This is a genomic window from Hydrocoleum sp. CS-953, from assembly GCF_002260545.1.
In the GTDB taxonomy this organism is placed as follows: domain Bacteria; phylum Cyanobacteriota; class Cyanobacteriia; order Cyanobacteriales; family Microcoleaceae; genus Trichodesmium.
On sequence record NZ_LGSU01000290.1, the window covers coordinates 1 to 2,647 of the forward strand.

1 protein-coding gene and 1 pseudogene are annotated in these 2,647 nt (G+C 37.5%); both read right to left on the reverse strand.

Translation table 11 applies throughout. The features are described from left to right. Positions 1–518: 518 nt before the first annotated feature. A partial coding sequence (gene ftsY / locus AFK68_RS40900) for a signal recognition particle-docking protein FtsY (protein ID WP_246843956.1) occupies positions 519–1,262 on the reverse strand: 744 nt, incomplete at its 5' end. 1 nt (position 1,263) lies between these two features. Then, positions 1,264–2,393, reverse strand: a pseudogene (locus AFK68_RS40905) (signal recognition particle receptor subunit alpha); the annotation flags it as partial. Positions 2,394–2,647 lie beyond the last annotated feature (254 nt).

A 2,647-nucleotide genomic window follows, 5' to 3' on the forward strand; every position in this document is an offset into this window, starting at 1 on the left:
GACTAATTGCATATCTATAATCACCCGATAAAAATGATTTTAGCTAATCAAATTAATAGTTGTTTCAGTGGATGTAATATTCAAGAGTTTTCCTAGAAGAAATTTTATCTATAGCAGTCGCAATTACTATGAGAACATTCTTAAACTGTCAAACTTAGTTACAGGAATAATGTAGGGGGGAATGGTCATTTCCCCCTACTTACTTCTGACTTCAGCTATATTTCCTGTTCTAGATACTACTTTATAGCTAATTTAGTTATCCAAATAGGTAAAAACCAAGCTAGTGAAAGTAATATCAATATTTAGTTTAATTGTCTCTGTTTCCTATAGTTTCAAAAACGATGATAAATACTCCAATTGCCTGGTCAGCAGACCAAGCAAAAAATTCCTAACTTCTCCTCCGAATATGAAAATACTCTGATGCTACCCAGCCAAAATACTTGAACCGACAAAAATATAGATTTTTTTCACAACTGCTATTGCAGTTGCCCATTCTCAATGGTAAAAGCAATAAATCTTTAACCACTAAGAAGAGCTTCAACGAACTCATAACTAGAAAATGGACGGAGGTCTTCTATGCTTTCTCCCACACCAATAAAGCGAATAGGCAGACCCAATTGCTTGACAACAGCAAGTGCAACACCACCTCTAGCAGTTCCGTCGAGTTTTGTCAATACTACCCCACTCAGTTTAGCAGCTTTGGCAAATACTTCTGCTTGCCGTAAACCATTTTGACCAAGTGTAGCGTCTAACACCAGTAGGGATTCTACCACCGCATCTGGTGCTTTTTTCTCTACTATGCGATGAATTTTACTCAGTTCGTCCATCAAATTTTTCTTGTTTTGCAGTCTCCCGGCTGTATCTACCAGTAGTAATTCTGTATTTCTGGTTTGAGCCGCTACTATAGCATCAAAAACTATGGCTGCTGGATCAGTATTTTTACCAGGATTAGCAATTACCTCTACCTCACTCCGTTGTCCCCAGATGGTCAACTGTTGTACTGCTGCAGCTCGAAATGTATCTGCTGCTGCAATTAAACATTTGTAGTCTGACTTGGTAGCTAAATGAGCAATTTTACCGATAGTTGTGGTCTTACCAGCTCCATTTACACCATTCAACAGCCAAATATTTAAGGTCTCCTTTTCTGGGACAAAAGTTAAATTATATGCAGGACTAGCTATTTCCGAATCCTTGAATGGCTCATCCAGAATATCTCGTAAGATTTTTTTCAAATAAGCGATCGCCTCTTTTGGAGGTAAAGCNGTAGCTAAATGAGCAATTTTACCGATAGTTGTGGTCTTACCAGCTCCATTTACACCATTCAACAGCCAAATATTTAAGGTCTCCTTTTCTGGGACAAAAGTTAAATTATATGCAGGACTAGCTATTTCCGAATCCTTGAATGGCTCATCCAGAATATCTCGTAAGATTTTTTTCAAATAAGCGATCGCCTCTTTTGGAGGTAAAGCTTCTTCTCGCAATTTATTTTGTAGTGTTTCTATGATATAATCAGTAGCCTCTACTCCAACGTCAGCTTGTAGTAACATGGACTCTATTTCCATTACTGCATCTTGATTCAGAGGTCCTTGACCTACAATAGCCCTCAATTGGTTGAGCAAGTTGCGCCGAGTTCTATCTAAGCCTTGTCGTAATTTCTTCAGCCAAGAAATTTCTTCGGCAGAAACTTGATCTGGGCGACGACCTTGACCTGCTAAAACTTCTGCTGACCAAAGAAATGCTTCATCGAGAATTAGGGGGTCTATTTCTTCTATTTCAGAATCTACAGTTGTTTGCTGGAGAATTTCTGGTTCTGGTTCTTCTATAGCAGTTTCTTTGAGACGTTCTACTCTAGCTTGTCTTTCTGCAGCAGCTCTAGCCCAGAAAGGTAATTCTTCAGATGCTTGAGTTACTGGAGTAGTTTCTTCTATTACTGAATTTGACTCTACCGAAATTTCTAATTCTGGAGATTTTATTTCCCTAGGGGTTGTTTCCCCTAAAGTTGGAATTGTTTCGGGCTGAGTGTTTGTGGATGTAGATTCTGTTTTTTCTACTACAATATCTTCTTGTTCTTCAGCTTTGAGCTGCTCTGATATGCTTGGCTCAACTTTTGCTGTTGTTGCTGGTGTTTTAGTTTCTAGCTTTTCCTCTGTTTTAACAGTATCTGTAGGAGTTTGAGATACTACTTCAGTTTTTTTCTGTTCTTGAATATTTTTGTAGGCTGCTTTTGCCCAACTCAAATAATCCTCTGTACTCTGTGTGGACTCCTGCGCTGATTTTTCTTGTGATTCAACTTCTGCTTCTACTTTTTCTTTTTCTTTGTTAGGTTCAGGTTTTTCCTTTGAAGTTTTGTCTGAACTGTCATTATACTTACGACGGAACCAATTAAAAACCATATTTATTTTAGATATTACTATTTTAAATAGTCTATCTTATACTGAATTGTGTTGTTATTCTCTAACACGCAGGAATTACCACTTGCTCTCTCAGGAGGACTTTGTTGTATTGATGAATTAGTAGGTTTGTCCCTTAATTATTTGTCTCTTTGATTTTCTTTCCCAGATGACTGTCAGAGTTTTTAGTTCTCAACTTAATAAATACTATAGCGCTATAGTTTTTGGGAATTACCTCTAGTCTAAGTCTAATTTTT